Genomic DNA, 24,161 nt, shown 5'->3' with positions numbered 1-24,161 from the left:
TCACCACCCAACCCGAGGTCAGTCCCGGACCGGTTTGCCGGAGGCCCAGGCCCTGCTCCGCTCGGCCGAACGCGCGGCGAACGCGGCTCGCTCCGCCGCGGCTCCCGGCACGCTGACGATCGGACACAGCGGCAACCTGGTGGTGACGCCAGGCCGGGCGTCGGTGACCCTCGCCGACTTCGCCGACGAACCCCTCGTCCGCTACCCCGCTCCGGACGCGGACGCGTTCTGGTGCATCGACCGACGGCCCGACGGCCGCCCGGCACCGGCCGGGCCGACCGTCGAGGACAAGCTCGAACTGGTGGCGGCGGGCGACGCGCTGAGCCTCGCGCCGGACGGTGACGGCCGGACGCTGCGCCGGGACCTGGCGTTCGTCCCGGTGGTGGGCCTGGAGCCGTGCCGGGTCGTGCTGGTCGCCCGGCCCGGCGACAGCGGTTCCCTGATCGACAACGTCGGCGAGGCGTTCCTCAACGCGAGGACGACCGTGCCGACGCGACCCGCGGCGGATCAATAACGTCCTGGTCGTGCTCGGCCCGCCCGACGCGTCGCCGATCCGGTCCGGCGGCGGCACTGCCTCGCGCCGGTTTGCCAGCCCGCTCGGCCACCGGCCAGCACCAGACCCGCCGACATACGTTTGCGGCGCTCCGTTTCACTGCGAGTGCGTATTCGTAGCCGTTCGCCTGTCCGAGCGGACCCGGGCGGCCAGTCGATTCGAAGTCACAAGCGAAGGCCAGCTCACTCAGGAGGAAGGGCCACGCCGAAACCGCCAACCGCCAACCGCAGCAGAACCGGCCCCGGTGCGAGCAGATCGGCGATCCGAGCGGCGCTGAGCACCTCCAACTCGGCGAGACGGCGGCGATAAGCCTCGTCGCCGGCGAGCCGGGCCGCGTGCAACTCAGCGACGTTGTGCCACACCTTCTGCCGAGCCTCGCGCAGGAATCGTTTGGTGCCTAGCCGGTTCAGAGGCCCGAGCAACCGGTCCACCCGGGTTTGGTGGGCGGCCAGCTGGTCGTTCTCGGCCCGCACGCGACTGGCCAGCACCGTATCGATTCGTTCGTGGTCGCGCAGCCGCCGGGCCAGCAATACTCGGTCGGCGAAGTCGTTGACGTTGATGACCTGCAGCATCGCCTGCGGCAGGTCGTAGTTGACGTGCGCGTTGATGCCCAGTAGCACATGCCGCAGTGCCGGCAACCGAGCCGGAGCGGCGAAGGCCAACCGCCACGGCCGCGGCACCGCCCCGCCATCATCGCGCCGGTCGGCATCAAAAGCGGTCAGATATAGCTCGGCGAAGACCACGTCCCATCGCTCTACCCACTCCGGGTCCTCGAACGAGCCGGAAGCGACCGCCTCCCCAACCGCCTCCGTCGTGCGCAGATAGGTCGCCAGAAACGGCGCCCTATGCTGCGCTGCAGTCGGCAGGTCATCGAGTCGCTGCCGCATGCGGGCTACGACCTCGGCCACGACCGACGACCTGCTCACGCTCGCACCCGCCCGCCACCGACGGCACCGCCGCCGTCAACCGATTCGACCATCATGCGGCACGCCCCTCGCCGAAGCCCAGCGGGAACCGCGGCGATCGTTGACGGTTCCACAGGTAACGCACCAACTCACGAACGCTTGGCGGGATGAGCGAGTGTCGTGAACCGAACGTTCGCGGCGTCATCCCGACGATCGAATCGGCGCGCGTCCGGCGAGAACCTAGTTCCAGGACGGGGACACACCCCGCCGAACAACCTCAGGAGGCTGGACGACATGAGCGGCTGCTACGACTACGACTACTCGTACGACTGCAACGACAACTCGTACGACTACGACTGCCGCCCCCGTCGCCGCCACCACCGCAAGCACTACAACGACTGCTGGGACTACAACTACTGCAACTGAACCACCCAGCACCCCCGGCCCGGAACGCGAAACCCGCGCTCCGGGCCGCACCACGTCCAGGTCAGCAGCGGCCCAACAATCCATCCGCGGCTATGAGCGTGCGTCGTGACCACACTCGTTGCGGGTGTGGTCCCTGCGGGTGTCGACCTGCACGCTGGCGGGTGCCGAAGAAGAACGATCTCGCGCGCGATCCAGCATCTGGCGTCCACGCTCGACTATCTCTGCACCCCATCGGACAGCCATCATCTCCCGAAAACATTGTCTCTGTCGTTGACAAGGTTCTTGACTGCCTTATAACGTCGTCCGCACAAGAGACGACGTTCCGGAGATCCGGCGTGGAAGCGTGGTAGTCATGAGACCGACAACGCAGGTCGACCCACGGACGAGTTGGTGCCCCGTGACCGTGCACTACCTCGGCGTGCTGAGAGTGGCCGAGGAACTCGGTGTCACCCGGCACGCGGTGCACAAATGGCGCTCCCGGTACCCGGCCGGCGGTGAGCACGCCTTCCCAGAGCCCGACGTGGAGATCGACGGCATCCCGGGCTGGCGGCCCGAGCGAGTAGCTGAGCTCAGACGCTGGCGCGAGGGTCTGCCAGGGCGCGGCGCCGGCGGCGGCAGGCCGTCTGCCTCCCAACAGGAGTACCTGCAGGAAGCAGGTGCCCACGGGCTGTCCACCAACGAGGCCCTGCGCCTGATCGACGCACTGATCGAACAGAGCCCGCAAATGACCCGAGCCGGGGCCTGCGCCTGGATGCTCGGCCATTGGCGCGCCTGACCGCTTCCCGCATCCAGACATTCCCGCAGGACGAGAGGCGATGACGCATGCCCAAAATCGAAGGTCACACCACCCGCGAGTTCGCTGGTGTCCGCGATGCCTTCACGGCCAACTTCCAGAACCACGGCGACATCGGCGCCGCGGTAGCCGTCTACCAGCACGGCCGGCCGGCGGTCGACCTGTGGGGCGGAGTCGCCGACCCCGCCACGGGACGGTTGTGGGAGCGCGACACCCTTCAGATGGTCATGTCGGCCACCAAGGGCATCGTCGCCGGCTGCGCGCACCTCCTGGCCCAGCGCCGAGAGCTGGATCTGGATGCCCCGGTCGCGACGTACTGGCCCGAGTTCGCCGCCGCCGGCAAGGAGAAGATCCCGGTGCGCTGGCTCCTCACCCACCAAGCCGGGCTGGTCGGCACCCGCATGGCCGACCTGCACCCTGTCATCGGCGACGAACAACTCGCGGTACTGCGCACCCTGGTCGACCGCCGCCGATCACTGGGCCAAGACCACACCCGCATCGTCTCCCCACTGCACGCCCTGCCATCAGCGCAGCAAGGCCGCCGACAAGGAGCTGAAGGAACTCGTGCGCGCCACCAGCACCAGCCTGCTCGAGCTGCGCGGCATCGGCCCGTCCGGGGCAGCGCGGCTGCTGGCCGAGGTCGGCAAGATCACCAGATTCCTGTCCAAGGCGCAGTTCGGGTCCTGCACCTCATGGCCACCGTCCGGCTGCGCAATCAGACCGAGGGACGCGCCTACTACGACCGCGCAAAACGTCGACGGAAGCCATGCGCGCGCTCAAACGGCGCCTGTCCGACGTCGTCTACCGCACCATGCTCCGCGACGCTCTGACCACAAGCGACACCACAGCGACGGGCCCGGGAGGACACCGGGAAACGGCTACTGGCTCCAGCGCGACCGGCTCGCATTCCCACAGCGGCTCTTCGGAGAAGTCACCTCCCGGACCCGCCACCAACCACCCTACGACCCGCCCCCGAGCCGCGTCTTGACATCAAGGGGTGCCAGTTGAGTGAGTAGCAGGCCTGTTCGCTGACTGCTGTTTACGCTCAGGAATGGAGCGCGTTCAGAATGGCTGGAAATTGTCGAAGGGCGGTTCGAAGGAGGGATCGGGCAATCGCACTGCCCGGCAGCGGGGCACGAGCTCAGCGGCCGGTTCGTTGTTGATCCGCTGTTGGCTGCCCTGATGGAAGGCGTCTTGGATCGCTGTCCATCCGAGGTTGCGTTCGTAGTAGCGCACGGCAGCTCGCACTGACGGTGTCCAGTCGTCGTCCAGGACGATGAGGCCGCCTGGCCGGACGAGTTTGCGGAGGAAATACAAGTCGAGGAACACCTCGTGGAACCGGTGGCTGCCGTCGATGAACGCGGCGTCGGCCAGGACATCCTCGCTGAGTAGCTGCGGCAGGGCCACCGAGGAAGGCACCCGCAGCAGGCTGGTGATCGAGTCTGCACCTGCAGACCGGAGCAGGTCCCATCCGACGTCGTTGAAGGCCTGCTGCTGGAACGGATCGACGGCGAGGAGCCGGGGCTGCCGGGGATCGGTGGTCAGTAGCGCCTCGGCGATTGCGAGGGCGGAGCTGCCATACGCGAGCCCGATTTCGACGACCGTCTCGGCTTGCTCGGCGATGAGCAGATCCCGCAGCAGGTCGCAGTCGCGGGCCGGGAGCGTGACGATCTCGAAGTCCCGGTCCGGTCCTCGCGTCCATGCCGGACCCTCACGGAGAAGCCGGTCACGTGTCTCCCGGACTTGCCTCAGCCGCCGGTCGATGCTCACCGCACCAGTGTCGCAAGGCCGGCCGTACGGCCGAGAGCACCGTAGCCGCCCATGCCCTTGTCGGTCCGACCGCAGAGGCGCCGTCATCGACAGCCGGCCGACACGGCCTCTGCCGGGGCGATACGAACCGGCGCCCCACTCGCGGCATGAGCGTTAGTCCGGTTTCCAAATCCACCATTGTCGGTGGCCGCAATGTCAACGACACGAGCGGATATTCGTGTGACAGTCCCGCCGATCCCGTTGCTCTGGGAGGTGCCGATCGATACCAACGCGGCCGGCGAGGGCTCCTCTCCTCGATCGTGGCACCAGGCGGGCCTCAGGTGGCAGTCTGTGCACTGTGGGGGATGGGCGCGGCGTCGAGGCCGACTTCTTCGTGTCCTACACCGCGGTGGACGAGGCGTGGGCGGAGTGGATCGCTCACGTACTTGAGGAAGCCGGTTATCGGGTGCTGATCCAGGTCTGGGACATGGTGCCGGGCACCTCGTGGCTGGCGTTGGTCGACCAAGCGATCAAGACGTCGCACCGAGTCATCGCCGTCCTCTCGCAGGCCTACCTCGATAGGTCTCCAGGGTCGGCAGCCTCTGCCGAATGGCAGGCAGCGCTGAGGCCCGATCTACTCACTCCCAACCGTTCGGTGGTGCCCGTTCGCATCGGAGAAGTGACCGATAGGGGCCTGCTGCCGGGAATCGTGGCAATCGACCTGTGCGGGTTACCCGAGCGTGAAGCCGAGCAGGTGCTTTTGACTGGTGTGGAGGCCGCGATCCACGGCCGTACGAAGCCGCCGACGCGACCGCCGTTCCCTGGCTCGGGGACGAGTCTGCCGACTGGGCCGCGAATGGCTGAACTGTCGAGCGGCGTCCTTGAGCTGTCTCGGGCACTGGATCGTGCTGCCCGCGGCCAGGAACATGCCGCCCTGGACGCGGACGCGATCATCGTCCGCGCCGTCGAACGTGTGACATCTTCCGCTCCTGAGACGACCGGCCAACAACTCCGGGAACACCTCGCGAGGCGGGGGCTCGACCCTCGAATCCTCCTCAGCGATCTGCGGGAGCACATTCCTGCCTGTGAGCTGTGGAGCACGCACTGGCCGACCGGTCCTCAAGTTGGACAAGTCGTTCTAGAGCGACTTCGTACCGCGCTCGCCGCGGCGCTCCTCGAGATACCTCCAGCCGCGGGCAGGAGCGAGGATGCGTCGAGGGCGCTGAGTGAACTGATCGTCGGATCGATCGATCACCGCCAGCACTGGCGGGACACTCTGCGCGACGATCTCGCCGCGACGCTGGACCCTCCGGTATCCGGGGTGCTCGACGCAGTCCATGAGCCGAACGGTTCCATTCGTGTTGAACCGCACCTTGTGGTCGCCGATGCCTATACCCCTGGATATCAGTGGCCAGAAGCCGGTGACGCCGCCCGTCGACGCGCATGGCGTGGCCGCAGCATGCTGCCGCCACGGCCGGCCTTCTGGGTAGGACGCGACGCCCTCGTCGCGAACCTCGCCGACCGTTTGCGAGAAACACGGCGCACGTTCGGTGTCGCCATGTTGTGGCTGAGCGGAATGCCAGGGGCCGGCACATCGGCGCTAGCCACCGAAGTCGCTCGCGCGGTCGCCGACGACTTCCCTGGTGAGGTTTACCGGATCGACCTGCTCGGCTCGACCGAGGCCGACTCGTCGACGCCGACTTGGCGACTCCGCGACGCCGCCGACGAACTCGCCCATGCCCTCGGCCTGACGCTCAGTGGCGCCTCGGACGACGATGAACGATTCGCGCTGCTACTCGACTACATCGCCACCGAGAGAGTTCTTGTCGTCTTCGACCATGTCAACGACGCGATGCACGTCGCGCCGATGGTGCCCGCAAATCCCTTCTCGGGTTTGGTCTTTGCCTCGCGGAGCAGGGGGAAGCGACCGCACCCGGCCAACGTCACCGGCGAAGCAACGCCTCTGGAGCGCGCCGACAGCGTTCGATTGCTCGCGCTGTACAGGGGAACCGAACCCGACCAGATCCCCACCGAATCAGCCGAGATGCTCGATCGGATCGCCTTCTACTGCGGAGACCTGCCGCTAGCACTCGAGCTGATCGGCGGCCTCCCTGGCTGGGACCCCGACGATCCGGCCACTCTGGGCGCCCTCGTCGCGGATCTCACCGACGAACGATCCCGGCTCTCGCATCTCGACGAAGGCCAGCAGAGTCTGCTGCGTGGCGTCCGCACATCGTTGGACATCAGCTACCGGGCGTTGGTCTCCTCGGCGAGTCCCCGGCCTGGCAACGCGTGGGTGGACGACAACGAAACCCGCCAAGCGTTTCGTTACCTCGGCGCGCTGACCGGACCGGATTTCACCGCAGAAGAACTCGCTGCCGTCCTGGGTTGCACGGTATCCGCGGCCGGGATCATCCTCGCCCGGCTCTACGACCGATGCCTTCTTCGCCGGACGCTCGTTCCAGACGCGAACGGGTCACCCCATCCCGTCTACAGCCTCTACGAATTGGTACGTATTTTCGCAACGGAACAGCTTGAGTCCGAGGAAAGTCCCGACGAGATCGGCGCACTCCAGCGAAGACATGCTGAGTATCTACATAGCCAACTCGCCGTCCACAACTCTGGCGAGCGGCAGCTCGATGTCGTGCTCGACGCCACGCCGACTCGCTTCCGCCGGGCGCTCGACCTGGCCGACCGCCGAGGCTGGACCGACCTGGCCTACGACTTGGCCACCGACCTCCGGCGTGCATCCGCTGCCACCGGCGACCGTCACGAGGTCGACGCGCTCAGCGAGCGCATCCTCGACCTCAAGGCGCGCCACGAGGGCCTTGGTGCCGCCGCTGACGAGGCCAGTCGATACGCCGAGCACCTGGCACGCGATCCCGGACAGGCCAGGCAAGCCGACCACAGCTACGCGAGGGCCGCTGAACTTGCGCGCAGAGGCGGCCTGCCACGAAAGGCCGCCGAAGCCGAGTTCCACCGAAGTCGACTCTTTGCACGGCAAGAAAGCTGGTCGGACGCGGCCTCCGCGGCCGCGGAGGCCGCACGGATCCTTCGTGAGGACCACCAGTACGCCGCCGCGCTCCCGGCTGTGATCAACGCCGCGAACTTCTCCCGGAATGCCGGCGACCGATCCGGAGCAGCCGGCTGGGGCGACATTGCCATGGAGACCGCCCGGCGGTTCCCATCCCGCCTAGACCCTGATCTCCGCGCCTCGGCCCATTTCACCGCAGCAAGTACGACCCAAAATTCGCACGATGCCGTCGACCGATACCGTCAAGCCGCAGCGATCTACCGTGCGGACCGTCGGTCCTCCAACAGCGCAGTGTGTTTCGCCAACGCTGCCGCCAACGCAGCCAGCGATCAGGAACGGCGGGAGCTTTACGAGCTAGAGGTAGCCGCCTGGGCCGAGCACGCCACCGAGGCACCCCGGCTCGCCGATGCACTAGTCCGGCTTTCCGCTCTTGCAATGACCGCTGGCGACCACGCCGCGGCTACCGACGCGTTGAACCACGCGCACCAGGTACTCCCATTCACCGGCGCAACGAGCGACGCTTCTGCGTTGGCCATCGAGGTCGAGATCCGGCGCCTCGCATTGCGCCTCGTCCACCACACCCGACCGTCGAATCTCCACGAGACACTGGCGGCGATCAACAAACAGATCGACGTCGCCGAGATCGCCGACGATACCTTCTCTGACGTCCTCACAACGCTAGCCGCCTACGAATCCAACAGCCAACCCAAAGGAAACTTCGCGGCTCGGCTACACGAGTTCCTTCGCGCGCCGACCGTTAACCCGCCCGCGCCGTACGAGCGTTGGTGGCACGAAGAGCTCGGTCCACACGCCACCACACCGCCTGCACTCAGCCAGTAGCCAGGTCGTGATGACAGCCGCGACCACGGCCGCCGACCTCGACGCCCTCCCAGAGAAGTACCACGCCGCCCGAGCACGCTATCCGGACTGAGCAGGCACCGTACGTTCACCACCGATCGCACCGCGGCACGAGAACACCGCGGCATGTGCGGACGTTCGCGCTTGAGCTGGTGATTTCCTCGGGCCCCGCCATTGCCCAGTGCCGGCGCCAGCCGCAAGCCTGGTTTACGGAAGTAGCAGTCGTAGGGGCGGCGCATCAGGCGTCATGTCCGGATGATTCCGCCATCGACAACCAGCGGCAACGCGTTGATGCCGTCGTTGTCGAGAAGGGCGAAGGTCGCCGCCACGACGTTCTTCGTCGTCACGAGCCGCCGGGTAGGAGTGCGCGTACGAAGAGCTTCGAACGCGCCTCGGTTCTCCGGCGGCGCATTGAGGGTCGCGGCGCTGTCTCCTACGGCGCCCGGCACGATCGTGTTCACGCGAACCGGGGCGACCTCCAGCGCCAGAGAGTTCATCAGTCCGATAATGGCAGAGTTCGCCGTGGACAGAGTCGTCGATCCTGGTGCCGGTCTCCACGCCGACAATCCGCCGAACATCACCACCGAGGCATTCGGCCGGAATCTCGGCAGGGCATGGTGGATCGCCGTCGCGTAGCCAACCGTTTTCATGAGGATCGCGCGCGCGCTCTCCTCGGGGCGGTAGTCGGTGAGTGGCCGGACGTCTCGGTCAACGGCGGTGAGGATGAGGTGATCGATCGGTCCGCACGCCGAGATGAACGTTTCGATCGAGGACCAGTCGGTCAAGTCGCAGACGTTCGCACGGCACTCCTCGCCCACGGAGCGTGCCGCTTCGTCGGCGACCTCCCGGTCGCGCCCTCCCACCGTTACCCGAGCCCCTAGTACGTGTGCGGCTCTCGCCAGCTCCAAGCCGAGCCCGCGGGTGCCGCCGATGATAACGATATGCTGGCCGAAATGAGGGATGGCTGGTTCCTCCAGTCAATGATGAATCGACGTCTCACTCAGGCCGATTCGGCTTGGGCGGATTAAATGCCGACCGTGAAACGTCGGTGACCCGACCTCATCCCACCCTGGGAATCGTCCCCGCGGTGGCCTCTGTGTCGCCTGGCCGCTACAGCGCTCAGTGCTTCCCGCGCCCCGTGATATCGGTCAGCGCTGCCGCAGCAGAAAGCGTTGCACCTTCCCGCTCGGCGTCCTCGGAAGGGTATCGACGAAGTGGACAGCGCGCGGATAGGCGTGCTTGGAGTATCCGTCCCGGACCAGGCGCTTGAGCTCCTCGGCGAGCTCATCGCCGGGGTTGGCGCCGTCGGCCAGGACGATGAACGCCGCGACGATCTCCCCCCGGACGCCTTCGGGATCCGGCCTCCCGACCACCGCCACGTCGGCTACTGCCGGATGGGTGATGAGCACGCTCTCGACGTCGAAGGGGCCGATGCGGTAACCGGCGGCAAGAATGACGTCGTCGTCGCGAGCAGTGAAGTAGAAGTAGCCGTCCTCGTCGACGTGGCCGGTGTCCGCGGTGAGGTACCACCGCCCGTCGGGGGTGAACCGTTCCGTTGTTTTCCCGGCTTCGCCCTCGTAGCCGGTGAACCAGAAGAGCGGGCTGCGCGGGATGTCGACGGCTATCTGGCCCTCGACGATTCCGGCGCTGTAACCGGGCATCGGATGGCCCATCGAGCCCTTTTTGAGGGGCTTGCTGATGTCGTTGTGCCAGCTGTTGCCGATCACCATGCCGAGCTCGGTCTGACCGTAGTGGTCGCGGATCTCGACACCCAATGCTCGGGCAGCCCAGTCCACGACGTCGGGCGTCAGCGGCTCGCCCGCCGACGAACCTCGCCGCAGCGAGAGGGGCGCGAATTCGCCGCTCTTGCTCAACGCCCGGTAGATGGTGGGTGCTCCGGCGAAGTTGGTGACCCCGAGTGCCTTGATCACCTCAAGCGTGGACTCCGGGGTGAAGCCCGCGTTGAGCAGCAGGTTCCGGCGTCCACAGGCGAGCGGACCGACTATCCCGTAGTACAGGCCGTAGGCCCAACCCGGGTCAGCGGCGTTCCAGAACACGTCGTCCTCGGTGACATCGAGGCCGTAGTGCAGGTAGCAGTGGAAAGCCGCCAGTGCGCGGACCGGGACGGTGACCCCTTTGGGCCTGCCCGTTGTGCCACTGGTGAACAGCAGGATCATGGTTCCGTCCCCGCCCACGGCCACGGAGGGGGCGAACGGCTCGCTGTGCTCGATCAGCCGGTCGAGTGCCGGACCCACCTCGAGCACGTCGACACCGGCGATCGGGTCGAGCTTGACGCGTTGGGCGGGTTCGGTGATCACGAGTGTCGCCGCCGAGCTCTCGACGCGCATCCGGATCGCTCCGGTAGCGAATGCCGTGAACAGCGGGACGTGGACGGCACCGAGACGCCAGATCGCGAGCAGCGTGACGACGAGTTCGGGCCGCTTGCCCATCAGCACCGGGACCCGGGTCCCACGCTCGACCCCCCTGGTCGCGAGCACGGTCGCGAGTCGTTTGGAGCGGTCGGCCAACTCGCCGTAGGCCACGTCGCGCGTGGCGCCATCGGTTTCGACGAAGGTGAACGCGACCGCGTCCGGATCGTGCCGGTCGCACAGCAGGTCGGCGACGGTGGCGTCCGGAACGTCGTAGCTCGCGAGCAGGGCAGCGATCATCGTGCTCGGCGACGGGCTCACCGCGGCGCACCAGCCGGTGCGCGGCCATCGGCGGGTTCGGGCGGGTTCGGGCAGCGGCTGGGTTCGATGACGGTCTCGATGCTTCCGAGGCCGTCGACCGCCAGCTCGACACGATCGCCGGCCGCGAGCCACGGGAACGCCTCCGCGCCGTGCACGCTCGACAATTCGAGGATGCATCCGGTCCCCACGGTGCCGGAGACGATGAGATCACCGGGAACGACGCGGGTACCCCGGGACGCGTAGGAGATCATGTCACCGAACGACCAATACAAGCTGTCGAGTCGGCCGGCGCTGTAGGGTCGGCCGTTGACCGAAGCGCTCATCGCTGCGTCCGGCGAGAACTCGTCCGGCGTCACCATCCACGGTCCGACACTGTGCGCGAAGTCCTTTCCCTTGGCGGGGCCGATGTTCAGCTTCATTTCCACGCCTTGGAGGTCGCGCGCGCTCCAGTCGCAGAAAAGTATGAAGCCGGCGATGTGGTCGAGGGCCTGGCGTGGGTCGAGGTCTCGGCCCTCGCGTCCGATGACTGCGGCCACCTCGAGTTCGTAGTCCAACGCGGTGCTTCCCGGAGGAATGGCGATCGGTTCGGCCGCGCCGTGGACGGCGGCGGGATTCGTGAAATAGAACCCTGGCAGCGAGTACCAAAGCGGATCGAGTTCGAGGCCGATCGCGGCGAAGCCGGCGCTCACATGGTCCTCGAACGCCATGAAGTCACGGATGGACGGCGGCTGGGGGATCGGTGGCAGGACGGCGCCGAAGTCCTGAGCCGGTCTTCCGAGTGCTTCGGCCGCGGCATCCTCCAGCCGGTCGGAGACGATGAGGTCGAGGAGTGAGAGGCCGCTCGGAGCCAAGTGCAGGCCCTGTCGGCTCCATAACCCGACGCGCTGGTCGCCCTCGTCGTCGAGGACAGTGCTCCACCGCATGAATACACCTTCCGTTCAGGACTGGTCGCCGGAGCCGGTCTCGCCGCCGGCAGTGGTGTCGCTGTGCTCGTGGATGAGCGCGATCGCGCGGGGTTCGTCACGGTCGGCGATGGCGTCGACGAGCGCGACGTGGATCCGGTACCGCCTCGCGAGTCCGTCGGCGAGCCGTTGATCGACGGCAGGCTCGACCGACGTCGTGTGCGACTCGATGAGTTCGATCATGGTCGTGTAGAAGCAGCGCAGCATCGCATTGGGACTCGCTTTCGCGATGGCCACGTGCAGCGCCCAGTTGGCGCGCATGAACCCGAGGGCGTCGAGCCCGTCCGCCGCGGCCGACATCCGCGCCAACTCCCGCCGCATCGAGTCGAGGTCCTCGGCCGACGCGAACCGCACTGCGTGCTCGACCATCAGGGGGTCCAGAGCGTCCCGGATGCGTCCGGCGTCGACCACCGACGCCGCGGCCGCGTCCGCGTCCAGCGCGAGGACGGCGTGCCCGAGGCGCACCGTCGGGGACGGGTGACTGGCGAACAGACCTCCGACCCGTCCCGTCCGGACCACGACCACGCCGCGGGCCTGCACCAGACGCAGCGCCTCGTTGAAGGTGCCGACCGAGACCCCGCAGTAAGCACGCATCTCCTCCTTCGTGCCCAGGCGATCGCCGGGTTCAGCGGCCGCGGCGAGCGCCGCGAGCCGCTCGGCCGCCTGTTCGGGCCGAGTGAGCGCGGACGTCGACTGCACCTCGCGGACCACGGCCAGGACCTCCTGTCGCTACTCCTGTGAGTGACCCGAAAAAACTAGCATGGTGGTTTCGGCTCGCGCTCTTGACAAGTCGCCCAGGTCACATGCGAGTGTGGTCGAGCGTAAACCACCATGCTGGTTTAAGAAACCGAGGTCTCATGCGCATCGCCAACCTTTCCGGGCGGCTGGCCCTGATCGACCGCGCGGGCGCCGTCGCCCTCGACGTCGAGCGGGCCAGCGACGCCCGGTTCGGCCCTGACCCGCAGGGCATCTACGACGACTGGACGGAGTTCGTCGGGTGGGCGGCCGGCGTCGATCCCTCGGCCGGGCAGCCCTTCCGCGTGGAGGACCTCGGTCCACCCGCTCCGGCGCCCCGGCAGGTACTGGCGATCGGGCTGAACTACTCCGACCACGCGGCCGAAGCCGGCCTGGCGGAACCCACCGCCGTGAATGTCCTGTTCACCAAGTGGCCGTCCTGCCTGACGGGGCCGGTCAGCGCTGTCGAGCTACCGGAGGGCGGACGGGTCGACTGGGAGGTCGAGCTCGTCGTCGTCATCGGCCGGTACACCCACCGCGTCCCCGAAGACCGGGCCTGGAGCAGCGTCGCCGGGCTGACCGTCGGACAGGACCTCTCCGAGCGCATCTTGCAGACGGCAGGGCCTGCTCCCCAATACAGCCTCGGTAAGTCACTTCCCGGCTTCGGACCGATCGGCCCGTGGCTGGTGACTCCCGACGAGGTCGAGGATCGCGACGACCTGGAGATCGGCTGCCTCGTCAACGGTGAGCAGGTCCAGAAGAGCCGGACCAGCAACTTGATCTTCTCGGTCCCGTCGATGATTGCCCAGGTGTCCGCGACGCTGCCGTTGCTGCCGGGTGACGTGCTGTTCACCGGAACGCCGGGTGGCGTCGGTGTGGCCCGGACGCCGCCACGCCGGCTGGCTCCCGGTGACGAGCTCGTGAGCTACGTGTCCGGTATCGGCCAACTGCGGCAACGTTTCGTCGCCGCAATTTCCTGAACAACGCAGAAAGGACAACGTCGTGCCACTGCACCGCCTGACCCAGATCGTCATGGGCGTACCCGACCCCGAAGCGACTGCGGCCTACTACACCGACTTCGGGCTCCTGCCCGTCTCCGCCGACGCGCACGGCGGCTCCCCGGCCGGTGGCGAGCACCTCTTCTCCACCTCGGACGGCGGCGATCAGCTCCGCATCATTCGCTCCGCACGCCGCCGGCTACTGCAGCTGGGTGTCGGTGCCGACGACGCCGACGACCTCGACCGCGTCGCCGCGTCGTTGACTTCCCTCGGGGTCACCCCGCAGCGCACCCCGGCCGGCCTCCGCGCGACCGATCCCGGGACCGGCGTCACCGTGCAGGTCGAGATCGCGGACCGCATCTCGCAAGAACCCCACCCGGCCCCGCCGTACAACAGTCGCGGCGCGGTCGGCCGCGTCGGGAAACGCGCCCCCGGCATCCTGCGTGACGCACCGGTTCGCCCCCGCAAGCTGGGCCACGTCGTCCTCGGCTCCACCGACCAGGAGGCGTCCGAAGCGTTCTTCCAGCGGGGCATCGGGTTCAAGGTCAGCGACACCGTGCCCGGCCTGGCCGCGTTCATGCGGTGCTCCACGGACCACCACAACCTCGCGGTCCAAAGCGCCCCGGTTCAATTCCTGCACCACACCTCGTGGCAGGTCGACGACGTCGACGAGGTGGGTCGCGGCGCGACCGCCATGCTGGAGAAGGACCCCGATCGCCACGTATGGGGCCTCGGCCGGCACCACATCGGCTCGAACTTCTTCTGGTACCTGAGGGACCCGGCCGGCAACTACTCCGAGTACTACTCCGACATGGACTGCATCGTCGACGATGCGCTCTGGCGCCCCGAGGTCTGGGACGCCGCCCACGCCATGTACGCCTGGGGTCCCCCACCTCCCGCCTCCATGCTGGCCCCCGAGGACCTGGCGGGCTACCTGGTCGGCGCCCACTCCGTCACCGAGGGTGGGCGGTGATGACGATGCCGACGGGTGATCAGCTGCTGGACGAACTGCTTGCCGCCCCGGATCGACCCGTGCTCATTCGTGGTGCGGCGATCGTCAGCATGGATCCGACGGTGGGAGACCTCGCCGTCGGAGACATCCTGATCCGCGGCGCGAAGATCGAGGCGGTGGGCGCGGACCTGAGCGAGACCGCAACCCGGTCCCGGGCCAGCATCGTCGATGCGTCGGGCCACGTGATCATTCCCGGAATGATCGACGCTCACCGGCACTGCTGGCAGACGCAGATGCGCAGGCTGTGGGCCGATGTCGACGTCATGGAATATTTCGCGCTGGCGCACATGCGCCTCGGTCCCGCGTATCACCCCCGGGACATGTACCTGGGCACGAAGCTCGCCGCCCTCGGCGCATTGGACGCCGGCGTGACGAGCGTGCTGGACTTCAGCCACAACATGCGTTCTCCGGAGTACTCCGATGCCGTAGTGACGGCATGGAAGGACTCCGGCGCCCGTGGCGTCATCGCTTCCTCGCCGCCGATGGGCGGCGAGTGGGATCCGAACTGGCTGACGGACCTGACGCGGGTGCGGAAAGAGCACTTCCCGTCGGACGACGCGCTCGTGACCCTGCGGATCGGACTGATGCCTCAAGTCCTGCCGACGATCGAAGGCGACGTACTGCTTTCGGGCGAGAGAATTCGCCAGGCGCGCGACCTCGGCGTCGGAATCTCGGTGGACGGAGCACAGGGACCAGGGGCCGCCGCGCACATCCAGCGGCTGGGCAAGGAAGGCGTGCTCGGCCCGGATCTGACGTGGATCCACGGTGGCGCACTCGACGACGCTGCCTGGAAGACCATCGCCGATACCGGTGGACAGGTCGCGCTGGCCGTCACCTCCGATCAGCAGCTCCAGATCTTCGAGTCGATCTCACCCATCCAGAAGGCGCTGGACGTCGGGCTGCGTCCGGCCTTCAGCATCGACGTCGAATGCTCGCTGTCCTCGGACATGTTCACCCAGATGAGGATGGCTCTGAACGTCCAGCGGATGCAGGCGGGTAACCGGCGTTTTCGCGGCGACGAGGACGCCCCGGCGCCGATCGGAGTGCGCGACGTGCTGGAGTTCGCGACCGTGTCCGGAGCGAAGGCGAACGGTGTGTGGGATCGGGCCGGGTCGATCACGCCGGGTAAGGAGGCCGACCTGGTTCTGATCAACGCCGGCGAGTTCACCAACTTCCCGCTCAACAATGCGGTCGCCACGGTCGTCCTCGGCGCCGACGCGCGCAGCGTCGATACGGTCTTCGTCGCGGGCAGGCCGCGCAAGTGGCGCGGCAAGCTGCTCGTGGAGGACGCCGCGCGGCTGCGTCGTGAGGTCGTCGAGTCGCGTGATCGGCTCCTGGAAGCCATCGATTACGAACTCGACATCACGGCCTGAGGCGGACCGGAGTGCCCGACAGCGACGGCCTCATGGTGTGGGACCCCGTCACCAGCGACCGCCCCAGGCCCCGAATCCGGCAATTCACGGACTGGGTGGAGGCGACCCGCGGCGTCGCGGCGCCGAACTACGAAGCGCTCCGGCGTTGGTCGGTCGAGGACGACGGCCGCTTCTGGGAGGCGATCTGGGATTACTTCGCGGTCGGCTCCCGCCAGGAGGACGTCCCCGCGCGCAGTGCCGACCCGATGCCGCACCAGCAGTGGTTTCCCGGGTCCACGCTGAACTTCGCGGAGTACCTGCTGGCCCAGGGCTCGTCCGACGACGTGGCGGTGATCGGCGTGGACGAGACGGGACGGGAGCAGCGTCTGACCCGCGCCGCGCTGCGCCGCCAGGTGAGAGCCTTCGCCGGGCATCTGACCGGTCTGGGCGTCGGGGCCGGAGACGTCGTGGCGGGATATCTCCCCCACACCCCCGAGGCAGTTGTGGCGCTCCTCGCGACGACGTCGCTGGGGGCGGTGTGGTGTTCGGTGGGTCAGGACTACGAGTCGCCGGCGGTGATCGCGAGACTGGGTCAGCTGGAGCCGGTCGTGCTGATCGCCGCCGACGGCTACCGGTTCGCCGGCAGGAACCACAGTCGACGGGACGAGCTGACGAACATAAGCCGAGCGCTGCGGACCGTACGCGACGTCGTCCTCGTCCACCGTCTCGACAGCGCCCCGCTGAGCGGGACGACCCCGTGGTCACATGCGCTCCAGGCCGCACCGGTCACCGGCATCCCGGTGCCGTTCGACCATCCGCTGTGGGTGCTGTTCTCGTCGGGCACGACGGGACTTCCGAAGGGACTCGTGCACGGCCACGGCGGCATCCTGCTCGAGACGGTGAAACAGATGGGGCTGCACTGGGACCTGTCCGGGTCGGATGTCGTTCTTTGGCACACCTCGCCCAGTTGGGTGATGTGGAACCTGCTGGTGTCGACGCTGGCCACCGGCGCGGCGATCGTCTGCTACGACGGCTCACCCACGTGGCCCGACGCGTCGCGCCTGTGGCAACTGGTCGAACGGCTCGGCGTGACCTACTTCGGGTCGAGTCCGGGCCTGCTCGGTGCGGCCCGCCGAGCGGGCGTTCGACCTGGGAAGGAGTTCGACCTGTCGTCACTGCGGTCCATGGGCAGCACCGGCTCGCCGCTCCCGGGCGACCTGCACCGTTGGGTCAGCGATGAGGTCGGGCCGCTGCCTCTCTGGTCGATCAGCGGAGGAACGGACATTTGTGGGGCCTTCGTGGGAGGGTCGCCCGATCTGCCGGTCTGGTCCGGTGAGCTGTCGGCGCGATGCCTCGGCGTCGCGTTGGAGGCGTGGTCGGACGAGGGTCACCCGGTCATCGGAGAGGTGGGAGAGATGGTGATCACCCAACCTCTTCCGAGCATGCCCCTGCGGTTGTGGGGAGACGAGGACGGCTCGCGCTACGCCGAAACATATCTCTCCGCGTTCCCCGGGGTGTGGCGCCAGGGCGACTGGATCACGATCTCCGAACGCGGCAGCGTGGTCATCCATGGGCGATCGGATTCGACCCTCAACCGCAACGGTATTCGCATGGGGAGCGCGGACATCTACGCAGCGGTCGAGTCGATGCCCGAGGTGACCGAGGCGGTGGTTCTCGGCATCGAAGAGCCGGACGGCGGTTACTGGATGCCCCTTTTCGTGTGCCTCGCCGCACCCGGAACGATCGACGAGGACCTCGTCAGGCGTATTGCGGCCCGCATCCGCGCGCAGGCCTCGCCGCGCCATGCACCTGATGCGGTGTTCGAGGTCGAAGGCATCCCGCACACGCGGACGGGAAAGAAGCTCGAGGTGCCCCTGAAGAGGCTCTTCCTCGGCGCAGACCCCGCCGTCATCTTCAATCCCGACACGATCGACAACCCAGCGCTGGTCGACGCGTTCGCGGCGCACGCGAACGCGTACCGCGCCGACCTGATCCGCCGGAGCACATCGGTCACGACGCGCTGACCGACGTCCCGAGCGACCCGTGTCCCAGGCGCGGCCGGGCGATCGACGTCTGCCTTGACCGGCCTTCATTCGAGCGATCGCGCTCGGCGCTCCCGAGTGGATTCCGACTGGAACGAAGGGACGTTTGCGCCCGCTCGTGATTCGCCCGCCGAGCGGAGCTCTCATCGGGGCCAAGCGTGCCCGAGTGCTCTTCGGCATCGAGCGGCGGACCGTCTCCATCGGGGCCCGCGGGATGTAGAAGCGGAACTCTCAGCAGGCCCAGAGATTCGATTTCGCGGAGAGCTTCGAACGGGATATCAGCACTCCTGCGGACGCGTTGGATTCCCCTGCCCCGCGTATTGGGGCCGACCCACATTTCTTGGTGTGAATCGTCGGCGGCGAGGTGGTCGATCGAGCATCGTGCACCTATGGCGGCACTGGGCTGCGATCGTGCTGTTTGGTCGTCCAGCGTGCCGCCAGCCGGTCCCGCACCAATCCGTGCCTGAACTGGTACACCCCACCGACCTGTCGGAGCACCCCCCGGTCGTGCGCATCGGCGAGAAAGGCCGGAAGCCGCCACGGCAGCGCACCGGACGCCGCCCACCAGGCCCGCGCGATGAGGTATCGGCCCCACGCACTGTTGCTGACCGCAAGGACCACCCCGCATCCGGGCCCCGCGAGCAGACCCGCCACCGGCCCGGCGATCGCACCCACCGGCAGCCCGATGAGCACGCACCCGAGGAGTCCCGAGACCGCCGCCCGATCCCGGTCGCCGCGCTCGACCCCGCGCGGATCGCCCGGAATGGTGACGTCCACGGCGTCCTCGCGCATGGCGGTCGTGAACTCGTACGCGAAGCCGATGGCCGCGCCGACCGCGATGCCGAGCCACGGGTTGATCGCGTAACCCGGCCCGCAACCGGTCACCCACCCTATGCCGTAGGCATTGAACAGCCGTCGGGGCACCGACTGGCCGCTCCGCCGGAAACGGACTCGCCGTCGCGCCGGGGCGGTTCGCACGGACAGGCCGAGCGCGATCAGCGGACCGAAGATCAGCGCGGTCGGGACGCCGAACTTCCACCCGGCCAGCGCGGTTCCGCCGAGTCCGAACAAGACCCCGATCACCAGGCCGAACATCACGCGGGCACGCCGGGGCAGCGTCTCGACCAGCTCCCACCAGGCGATGTCGTAGGTACCGCGGGTGCACATCGCGAGGGCCAGGAACGTGAGCCAGCGCTGGGCGTCCTCGCGGGTCCAGTTCCCCCCGCTGGTCCCGGCGTCCGGATATGCCGCCGGAACCAGTGCGTCCAACAGGTGCGCGTGAATCGCCGACGCATCGGTCAGTCCCGAGAGGTCGGCCGGATCGCGCGATCCAGCCGGGTCGCTGTAGGCGACCCGCATCAGATCTACCCAGAGCGGCGCGCCGATCGCCGCCGTCAGATGTCCGCCGGCGTCCCGCTTCCACAGCAGGGCCCAGTCGTCCGCGTGCACCGGCGGGACAGCCCGCGCCAGATAGTCCCCGACCACGGCGGCCGGGAGCCGGACCAGCTCGACGACGACCGCCCCGGGCAACACCGTCTCTCCGGCGGCCTCCAGCGCGTCCAGGTACTCGGTCGTACGCGCGGTCACGACCAACGGCGCGGTGGACGGCAGCCGGGCGCTGATCGCCCGCACCGCGTCGCCGCGCCGGGCCGCCGGCATCTCGTCAAGGCCGTCGAGCAGCGGGAGGATCCGGTCGACCGGCACGGGCGCGGCAACGCAGTAGTCAGCCAGCAGCCGGGAGGCCACCCAGTCGTCGAAACTCTGCCCGGCGGGGTCCCAGCTCGACAGCCGGAGCAGCACTGGAACACGGCCCTGCGGCCGGATCCGGCCCACCCGGGCCAGGCGCAGCAGCAGCGCAGTTTTGCCGCTGCCGGGCTCGCCGAGCACGACCACCCGGCCCCGGATCCGCGGATCGTCGAGCAGGTCGTCCAGCGCGTCGGGGTGGTCGCCGTCGACCACCCCGTCGGCGTTGACGGGCTCGTTGGCGCCGTCCGTCCGGAGGTTGGCCCAGTGGTCGCTGATCGGCGGCCCGATCGTCGTCCAGGCCGTCGGGATCGGCTCGGGGTGCAGCAGCCGGCGCCGTCGTTCCTCCGACTCCCACGCGGCCCGGACGACGGCGGCGAACCACTCCGGATCATTCGGGTCCGCGGGCCGCGCCTCCGGCGCAGTCCGATCCTGGCTGAGCTCCACCGCGACCAGCAAGATCACCAGCGCCGCGAGCAGGACGACGATCAGCGGACCGTTCCGCGTCCAGCTCCAAGACACCGGAATAACGTCGGAGCTCGTGACGAGGTTGATCGCCGCGCCGAGCACCAGGCTGAGGACGACGCTGAGGACGATGAGCATTCTGCGCCGTGCCCGCCCGTCCACGGTGGAGCATCGTGCCGGTTCTGCCCCTGAGACTCAACCCGGCCAGGCACACCCGCCAGCCTCAGCACGATCGATCACCTACAGCAGCAGGATGACGGTGAACGCCCCGAACACCGCGCCCTTGCCGCCGTTGAGGCCCACGCCGCCGATCACCGCAGCCGCGGACACCGTGAAGACGCGCCGCGGCCCTGCGCCGTTGCCCTGCGCCGCGGCCCTGCGCCGCGGCCACCGACGCCAGCCGACCCGAGAGCATGACCGCCCAGCATGCTCGCGACGACCAGCACGATCCACAGCACCCAGTCGGTGCGGATACCGGCGGCCCGGGCCCCGTCCGGGTTGCCGCCGATCGCGTACAGCGACCGCCCGGCCCGGGTGGAGCCCAGCGCGACGATTCCCAGTGCGAACAGTGCGAAGCAGACGTACACGCTCAACCGCACACCGAGCCAGCCGGCCTCGACAAATCGCTCGACTCGTCCAACCGGCGCCACGGCGACGGTAAACACTCGTCGCGGCATAAGCGATTGTCGTGGACCGAACGTTCGCGGCGTCGTCACGGCGATCGAATCGGCGCGCATCCTAGGGCGTCGAATACTTTGCTGTAACTCTTGCACGGAATCCATATCGGACCGAATCGCTAGCGAGTCGATCTGGCTACTCGTCGTCGAACACATCCTCAAGGATGCGAGCGCTCTTGGCGGCACCCCTCGTCGGGGAACACCTCGGCGCATACTGCAAATACGTGCTCGACATCGGCCAAGTCGAAATTCCTAACCAGGAAGTGAAAGACCCTTGCCGCGCCGGGATCACCGCCCGGCGCGACGTAGCTGCTCGCCTGCCCGTTCTGCCACCGCTGGGGCAGACCAAGCCCATCCGCTAGCCATCCGCACCTCGCCCAGCGGGTATACCGATTGCTATACTCGGTGCGTGGATGAACGGCCAATGGGACGTGTATCTCGTCAACGAGGTGGGCGACTGGCTCGACAGCCTGCCAGCAGCCGCCCACGCCCGCGTAGTCCAGGCCATCGATCTCCTCGCCGAGACAGGCCCTGGGCTCGGCCGGCCCCTCGTGGACCGATCACCGGGTCGACACTCCCGAACCTGAAGGAGCTACGACCCGGCACCGTCAGGATCTTGTTCTGCTTCGATCCGTGGCGTTCCGGCATCCTACTGGTCGGCAGAGACAAATCCGGACGATGGAAATCCTGGTACACCGAAGCAATTCCACTAGCCGAACAGCGCTACAAAACCTATCTCGCAGAACGCAGCGAAGAGGAAGGTGACGCCCGATGAGCGGACACGTGCGTTGGGAGGACATCCGCGCGGAACAGGTCGCCCGCGCAGGCGGAGAGGCGGCCGTCGAAGCTGGAAAAGAAGAACTCCTCGCCGCCGCGATCGGTCACCGGCTCGCTGAAGTCCGTCGCTCACGCGGTCTTACACAGCAACAGGTCGCCGACCGAATGGGTGTCACCAAAGGCCGGATCTCGCAAATCGAACAAGGCAAAGTCTCCGGACATGAGATAGTCGCGCGTTTCGCCGCCGCTCTCGGAGGTCGTCTACACCAGGCGATCTACTTCGACGACGGTGACATCACGGCAATCGCCTGACGCGAATCACAGATCCCATCCTCTACGACCGCTACGCAGCCGGGCAGGCTCGCCAGCCAGGTACGACATCGACGTACCTGGCGTGTAGTGGGGCGGGTAGGGCTCGAACCCACGACCAAGGGATTATGAGGACTGACGGGTGTAGCGCTGCGCGGGCCAGCGAAAACGCAGGCCGACCCGCACCGTAGAGCATCGAATCCTTTCCTGTTCGATCCGCCGTCGATTCCACATCGGATCGGAGCGCTAGCGCATCGTTTGACGCCCTACACACCTGAACTCGCCGGCCCGCCCGGCCCACGGCCAGCACGGCTAACCTCGCCCCTTCGTTAGGGGCGGTCCACCGGGCTGGGGCCGGAAATAGGAAGTGCCTTCTGATCTGGGAATATGGGGCTTGTCGAAGGTCCCGTTGTTCCCGTCACGGAAGGCACTTGCAGGGTGGAGGCTACCCGAACCCGTCCGCGGGTCGTAGTGACTGGTGGCGGGCGGGGTGTGGTCAGCCATGCCGGCACCCGTCTGCTGGCCGATCTCGCCGACGCGACCGGTCTGACCGGCCAGTTCAGTCAGGCGCTCGCCGGTCTGCGGCAGCGGCAACGCGGACACGATCCGGGCCGGATCGCGGTCGATGTGGCCGTGATGCTCGCTGACGGCGGCGAAGCCATCTCCGATCTGGCGGTGCTCCGCGACCAGCCTGCGGTGTTCGGGCCTGTGGCCTCGGACCCGACCGCGTGGCGGCTCTTGTCCGCGCTGGACGCTGCGGCGCTGGCCGCGGTGCGCACGGCACGAGCCGCCGCCCGTGAACTGGCGTGGGCCCAGCACGCCGACACCCGCGGCGACCTGCCCGCACCGGTGGTGGCCGGCCAGAACGTGCCCGGGCTCGTACTCGACGTGGACGCCACGATCGTGGTCTGCCATTCGGAGAAAGAAGCCGCGACCCCCACCTGGAAGAAGACGTTCGGCTACCACCCGCTGCTCTGCTTCCTGGACAACACCGGCGAAGCCCTCGCGGGGCTGCTGCGCGAGGGCCGCGCCGGGTCGAACACCACCGCCGACCACATCACCGTCCTGGACCAGGCCCTCGCCCAGATCCCCGACCAGCATCGGCACGGCACCCCGATCCTGCTCCGATCGGATTCCGCCGGATCCAGCCACGGGTTCCTGGCCCACATCCGTGGCCTGCGTGAGCAGCACGTGGACATCCGGTTCTCCGTCGGCGTCGCGATCACCGAACCGGTCCGCGACGCCATCCGTGCCACCAACGACTGGTTCCCGGCGCTGGACATCGACGGAGACCCGCGTGAACACGCGCAGATCTGCGAGATCACCGGCCTGCTGCCCGCCGACGGGTTCCCCGAAGGCACCCGCTTCCTCGTCCGCAGGGAACGCCCGCATCCCGGCGCGCAACTGTCGATCTTCGACACCATCGAAGGCTGGCGGCACCAACTCGTGGCCACCGACACCCCACCCGGCCAGGGCAGCATCCAATTTTTGGAGGCCCGCCACCGCGCCCACGCCCGTGTCGAGGACCGCATCCGCATCGGCAAAGACACCGGCTTCGGCCGGTTCCCCTCCCGCGTGTTCGCGATCAATCAGGCCTGGCTCCAGCTGGCACTGACCGGCATCGACCTGCTCGCCTGGACCCGCACACTGCTCCTGAACGCAGACCTCGCCCGCGCCGAACCGAAGAAACTGCGCTACCGGCTGCTCCACATCGCCGCCCGCATCACCCGCACCGCCCGGCAGACCCGACTGGCCATCGCCGAACACTGGCCCTGGACCGACGACCTGACCAGAGCATTCACACGACTGAACGCGTTACCCCGACCCGCCGGCTGACCCTCACCCCGCGCCACGACGAACACGCCCAGGAGAACCCGGCCACGCGCCGGGCCACCGGCATGACCACCGACCGACCAGCAGTCCTCACCACACAACGACGACCAGAACCACTCGATCAGCCGCTTAGCGAATGACCGAGGCTAGTACCAATACCGGTGACTTAGGGTCTTGGTGTCCGTTTGACCCGGTGAGGCTTGGTCGCTGGGATGATCGTCACGGCCGGTTTGGTTGGGGTGCTGGCG

18 protein-coding genes and 2 pseudogenes are annotated in these 24,161 nt (G+C 67.9%); 12 read left to right on the top strand and 8 right to left on the bottom strand.

The window, feature by feature from the left end; translation table 11 throughout:
- Positions 1-34 precede the first annotated feature (34 nt).
- Complete coding sequence (locus tag ACIBZJ_RS41255) at positions 35-514, top strand: hypothetical protein (RefSeq protein WP_395939085.1); 480 nt, start codon at positions 35-37, stop codon at positions 512-514.
- 221 nt (positions 515-735) lie between these two features.
- Here ACIBZJ_RS41255 and ACIBZJ_RS41250 read toward each other — a convergent pair whose 3' ends face one another.
- Positions 736-1,461 carry a DUF5995 family protein gene (locus ACIBZJ_RS41250; RefSeq protein WP_395939084.1) on the bottom strand — a complete coding sequence of 242 codons (726 nt, stop codon included), beginning with the start codon at positions 1,459-1,461 and terminating at the stop codon, positions 736-738.
- Positions 1,462-1,752: 291 nt separating this feature from the next.
- Between ACIBZJ_RS41250 and ACIBZJ_RS41245 the strand changes: the two genes are divergently transcribed.
- From ACIBZJ_RS41245 to ACIBZJ_RS41235, 3 genes are all read left to right on the top strand, one after another.
- On the top strand, positions 1,753-1,884 hold the full coding sequence (locus ACIBZJ_RS41245; protein ID WP_395933060.1) for a hypothetical protein: 132 nt from the start codon (positions 1,753-1,755) through the stop codon (positions 1,882-1,884).
- Positions 1,885-2,281: 397 nt separating this feature from the next.
- Entirely contained in the window at positions 2,282-2,659 is a 378-nt protein-coding gene (locus ACIBZJ_RS41240; protein WP_395939083.1) for a hypothetical protein, read from the top strand.
- 47 nt (positions 2,660-2,706) lie between these two features.
- Entirely contained in the window at positions 2,707-3,507 is an 801-nt protein-coding gene (locus ACIBZJ_RS41235; RefSeq protein ID WP_395939082.1) for a serine hydrolase domain-containing protein, read from the top strand.
- Between the two features lie 232 nt (positions 3,508-3,739).
- On the opposite strand, the gene ACIBZJ_RS41230 is transcribed toward ACIBZJ_RS41235, so the two are convergent.
- Entirely contained in the window at positions 3,740-4,447 is a 708-nt protein-coding gene (locus ACIBZJ_RS41230; protein WP_395939081.1) for a class I SAM-dependent methyltransferase, read from the bottom strand.
- Between the two features lie 337 nt (positions 4,448-4,784).
- Here ACIBZJ_RS41230 and ACIBZJ_RS41225 point away from each other — a divergent pair, with 337 nt between their 5' ends.
- Positions 4,785-8,300, top strand: coding sequence for a TIR domain-containing protein (locus tag ACIBZJ_RS41225; protein ID WP_395939080.1), 3,516 nt, complete (start codon positions 4,785-4,787; stop codon positions 8,298-8,300).
- 263 nt (positions 8,301-8,563) lie between these two features.
- Here ACIBZJ_RS41225 and ACIBZJ_RS41220 read toward each other — a convergent pair whose 3' ends face one another.
- From ACIBZJ_RS41220 to ACIBZJ_RS41205, 4 genes are all read right to left on the bottom strand, one after another.
- The gene (locus ACIBZJ_RS41220) at positions 8,564-9,253 is read right to left on the bottom strand and encodes an SDR family NAD(P)-dependent oxidoreductase (protein ID WP_395939171.1); all 690 of its coding nucleotides are present in this window, start codon (positions 9,251-9,253) and stop codon (positions 8,564-8,566) included.
- A gap of 213 nt (positions 9,254-9,466) precedes the next feature.
- Positions 9,467-10,987 (bottom strand): AMP-binding protein, encoded by a 1,521-nt coding sequence (locus ACIBZJ_RS41215; protein WP_395939170.1) that lies wholly within the window; start codon positions 10,985-10,987, stop codon positions 9,467-9,469.
- 17 nt (positions 10,988-11,004) lie between these two features.
- A complete protein-coding gene (locus ACIBZJ_RS41210; RefSeq protein WP_395939079.1) occupies positions 11,005-11,715 on the bottom strand; it encodes a fumarylacetoacetate hydrolase family protein in 711 nt (236 codons plus the stop codon).
- Positions 11,716-11,946: 231 nt separating this feature from the next.
- Positions 11,947-12,681: a FadR/GntR family transcriptional regulator gene (locus ACIBZJ_RS41205; RefSeq protein WP_395939078.1), complete on the bottom strand. Its 735-nt coding sequence runs from the start codon at positions 12,679-12,681 to the stop codon at positions 11,947-11,949.
- 146 nt (positions 12,682-12,827) lie between these two features.
- On the opposite strand from ACIBZJ_RS41205, the gene ACIBZJ_RS41200 reads away from it, so the two are divergent.
- Genes ACIBZJ_RS41200 through ACIBZJ_RS41185 form a run of 4 tightly spaced genes read left to right on the top strand, consistent with a single transcriptional unit; the run spans position 12,828 to position 18,091 of the window.
- A complete protein-coding gene (locus ACIBZJ_RS41200) occupies positions 12,828-13,685 on the top strand; it encodes a fumarylacetoacetate hydrolase family protein (protein WP_395939077.1) in 858 nt (285 codons plus the stop codon).
- Positions 13,686-13,707: 22 nt separating this feature from the next.
- The gene (locus ACIBZJ_RS41195; protein ID WP_395939076.1) at positions 13,708-14,676 is read left to right on the top strand and encodes a VOC family protein; all 969 of its coding nucleotides are present in this window, start codon (positions 13,708-13,710) and stop codon (positions 14,674-14,676) included.
- Positions 14,676-16,088 carry an amidohydrolase family protein gene (locus tag ACIBZJ_RS41190; RefSeq protein WP_395939075.1) on the top strand — a complete coding sequence of 471 codons (1,413 nt, stop codon included), beginning with the start codon at positions 14,676-14,678 and terminating at the stop codon, positions 16,086-16,088. Before ACIBZJ_RS41195 ends, ACIBZJ_RS41190 begins: the two co-directional genes overlap by 1 nt.
- 32 nt (positions 16,089-16,120) lie before the next feature.
- Entirely contained in the window at positions 16,121-18,091 is a 1,971-nt protein-coding gene (locus ACIBZJ_RS41185) for an acetoacetate--CoA ligase (RefSeq protein WP_395939169.1), read from the top strand.
- 405 nt (positions 18,092-18,496) lie between these two features.
- Here the strand turns inward: ACIBZJ_RS41185 and ACIBZJ_RS41180 are convergent, their stop codons facing one another.
- Complete coding sequence (locus tag ACIBZJ_RS41180; protein ID WP_395939074.1) at positions 18,497-20,455, bottom strand: NACHT domain-containing protein; 1,959 nt, start codon at positions 20,453-20,455, stop codon at positions 18,497-18,499.
- A 105-nt stretch (positions 20,456-20,560) separates the two neighbouring features.
- A pseudogene (locus ACIBZJ_RS41175) lies at positions 20,561-20,925 on the bottom strand (ABC transporter permease); the annotation flags it as partial.
- Positions 20,926-21,407: 482 nt separating this feature from the next.
- Between ACIBZJ_RS41175 and ACIBZJ_RS41170 the strand changes: the two are divergent.
- The 3 genes and pseudogenes from ACIBZJ_RS41170 to ACIBZJ_RS41160 all read left to right on the top strand — a co-directional run bounded on the left by ACIBZJ_RS41170 (position 21,408) and on the right by ACIBZJ_RS41160 (position 23,916).
- Positions 21,408-21,769 (top strand): annotated as a pseudogene (locus ACIBZJ_RS41170) (type II toxin-antitoxin system RelE/ParE family toxin).
- Positions 21,766-22,083, top strand: coding sequence for a helix-turn-helix domain-containing protein (locus tag ACIBZJ_RS41165; RefSeq protein WP_395939073.1), 318 nt, complete (start codon positions 21,766-21,768; stop codon positions 22,081-22,083). Before ACIBZJ_RS41170 ends, ACIBZJ_RS41165 begins: the two are co-directional and overlap by 4 nt.
- A gap of 384 nt (positions 22,084-22,467) precedes the next feature.
- Complete coding sequence (locus tag ACIBZJ_RS41160; protein WP_395939072.1) at positions 22,468-23,916, top strand: IS1380 family transposase; 1,449 nt, start codon at positions 22,468-22,470, stop codon at positions 23,914-23,916.
- The last annotated feature ends 245 nt before the right edge of the window (positions 23,917-24,161 follow it).

It is taken from the genome of Cryptosporangium sp. NPDC051539 (assembly GCF_044454545.1).
Classification (GTDB): Bacteria; Actinomycetota; Actinomycetes; order Mycobacteriales; family Cryptosporangiaceae; genus Cryptosporangium.
The sequence above is the reverse complement of the archived record's forward strand: the minus strand, read 5'-3'. Positions and strand labels throughout refer to the sequence as shown.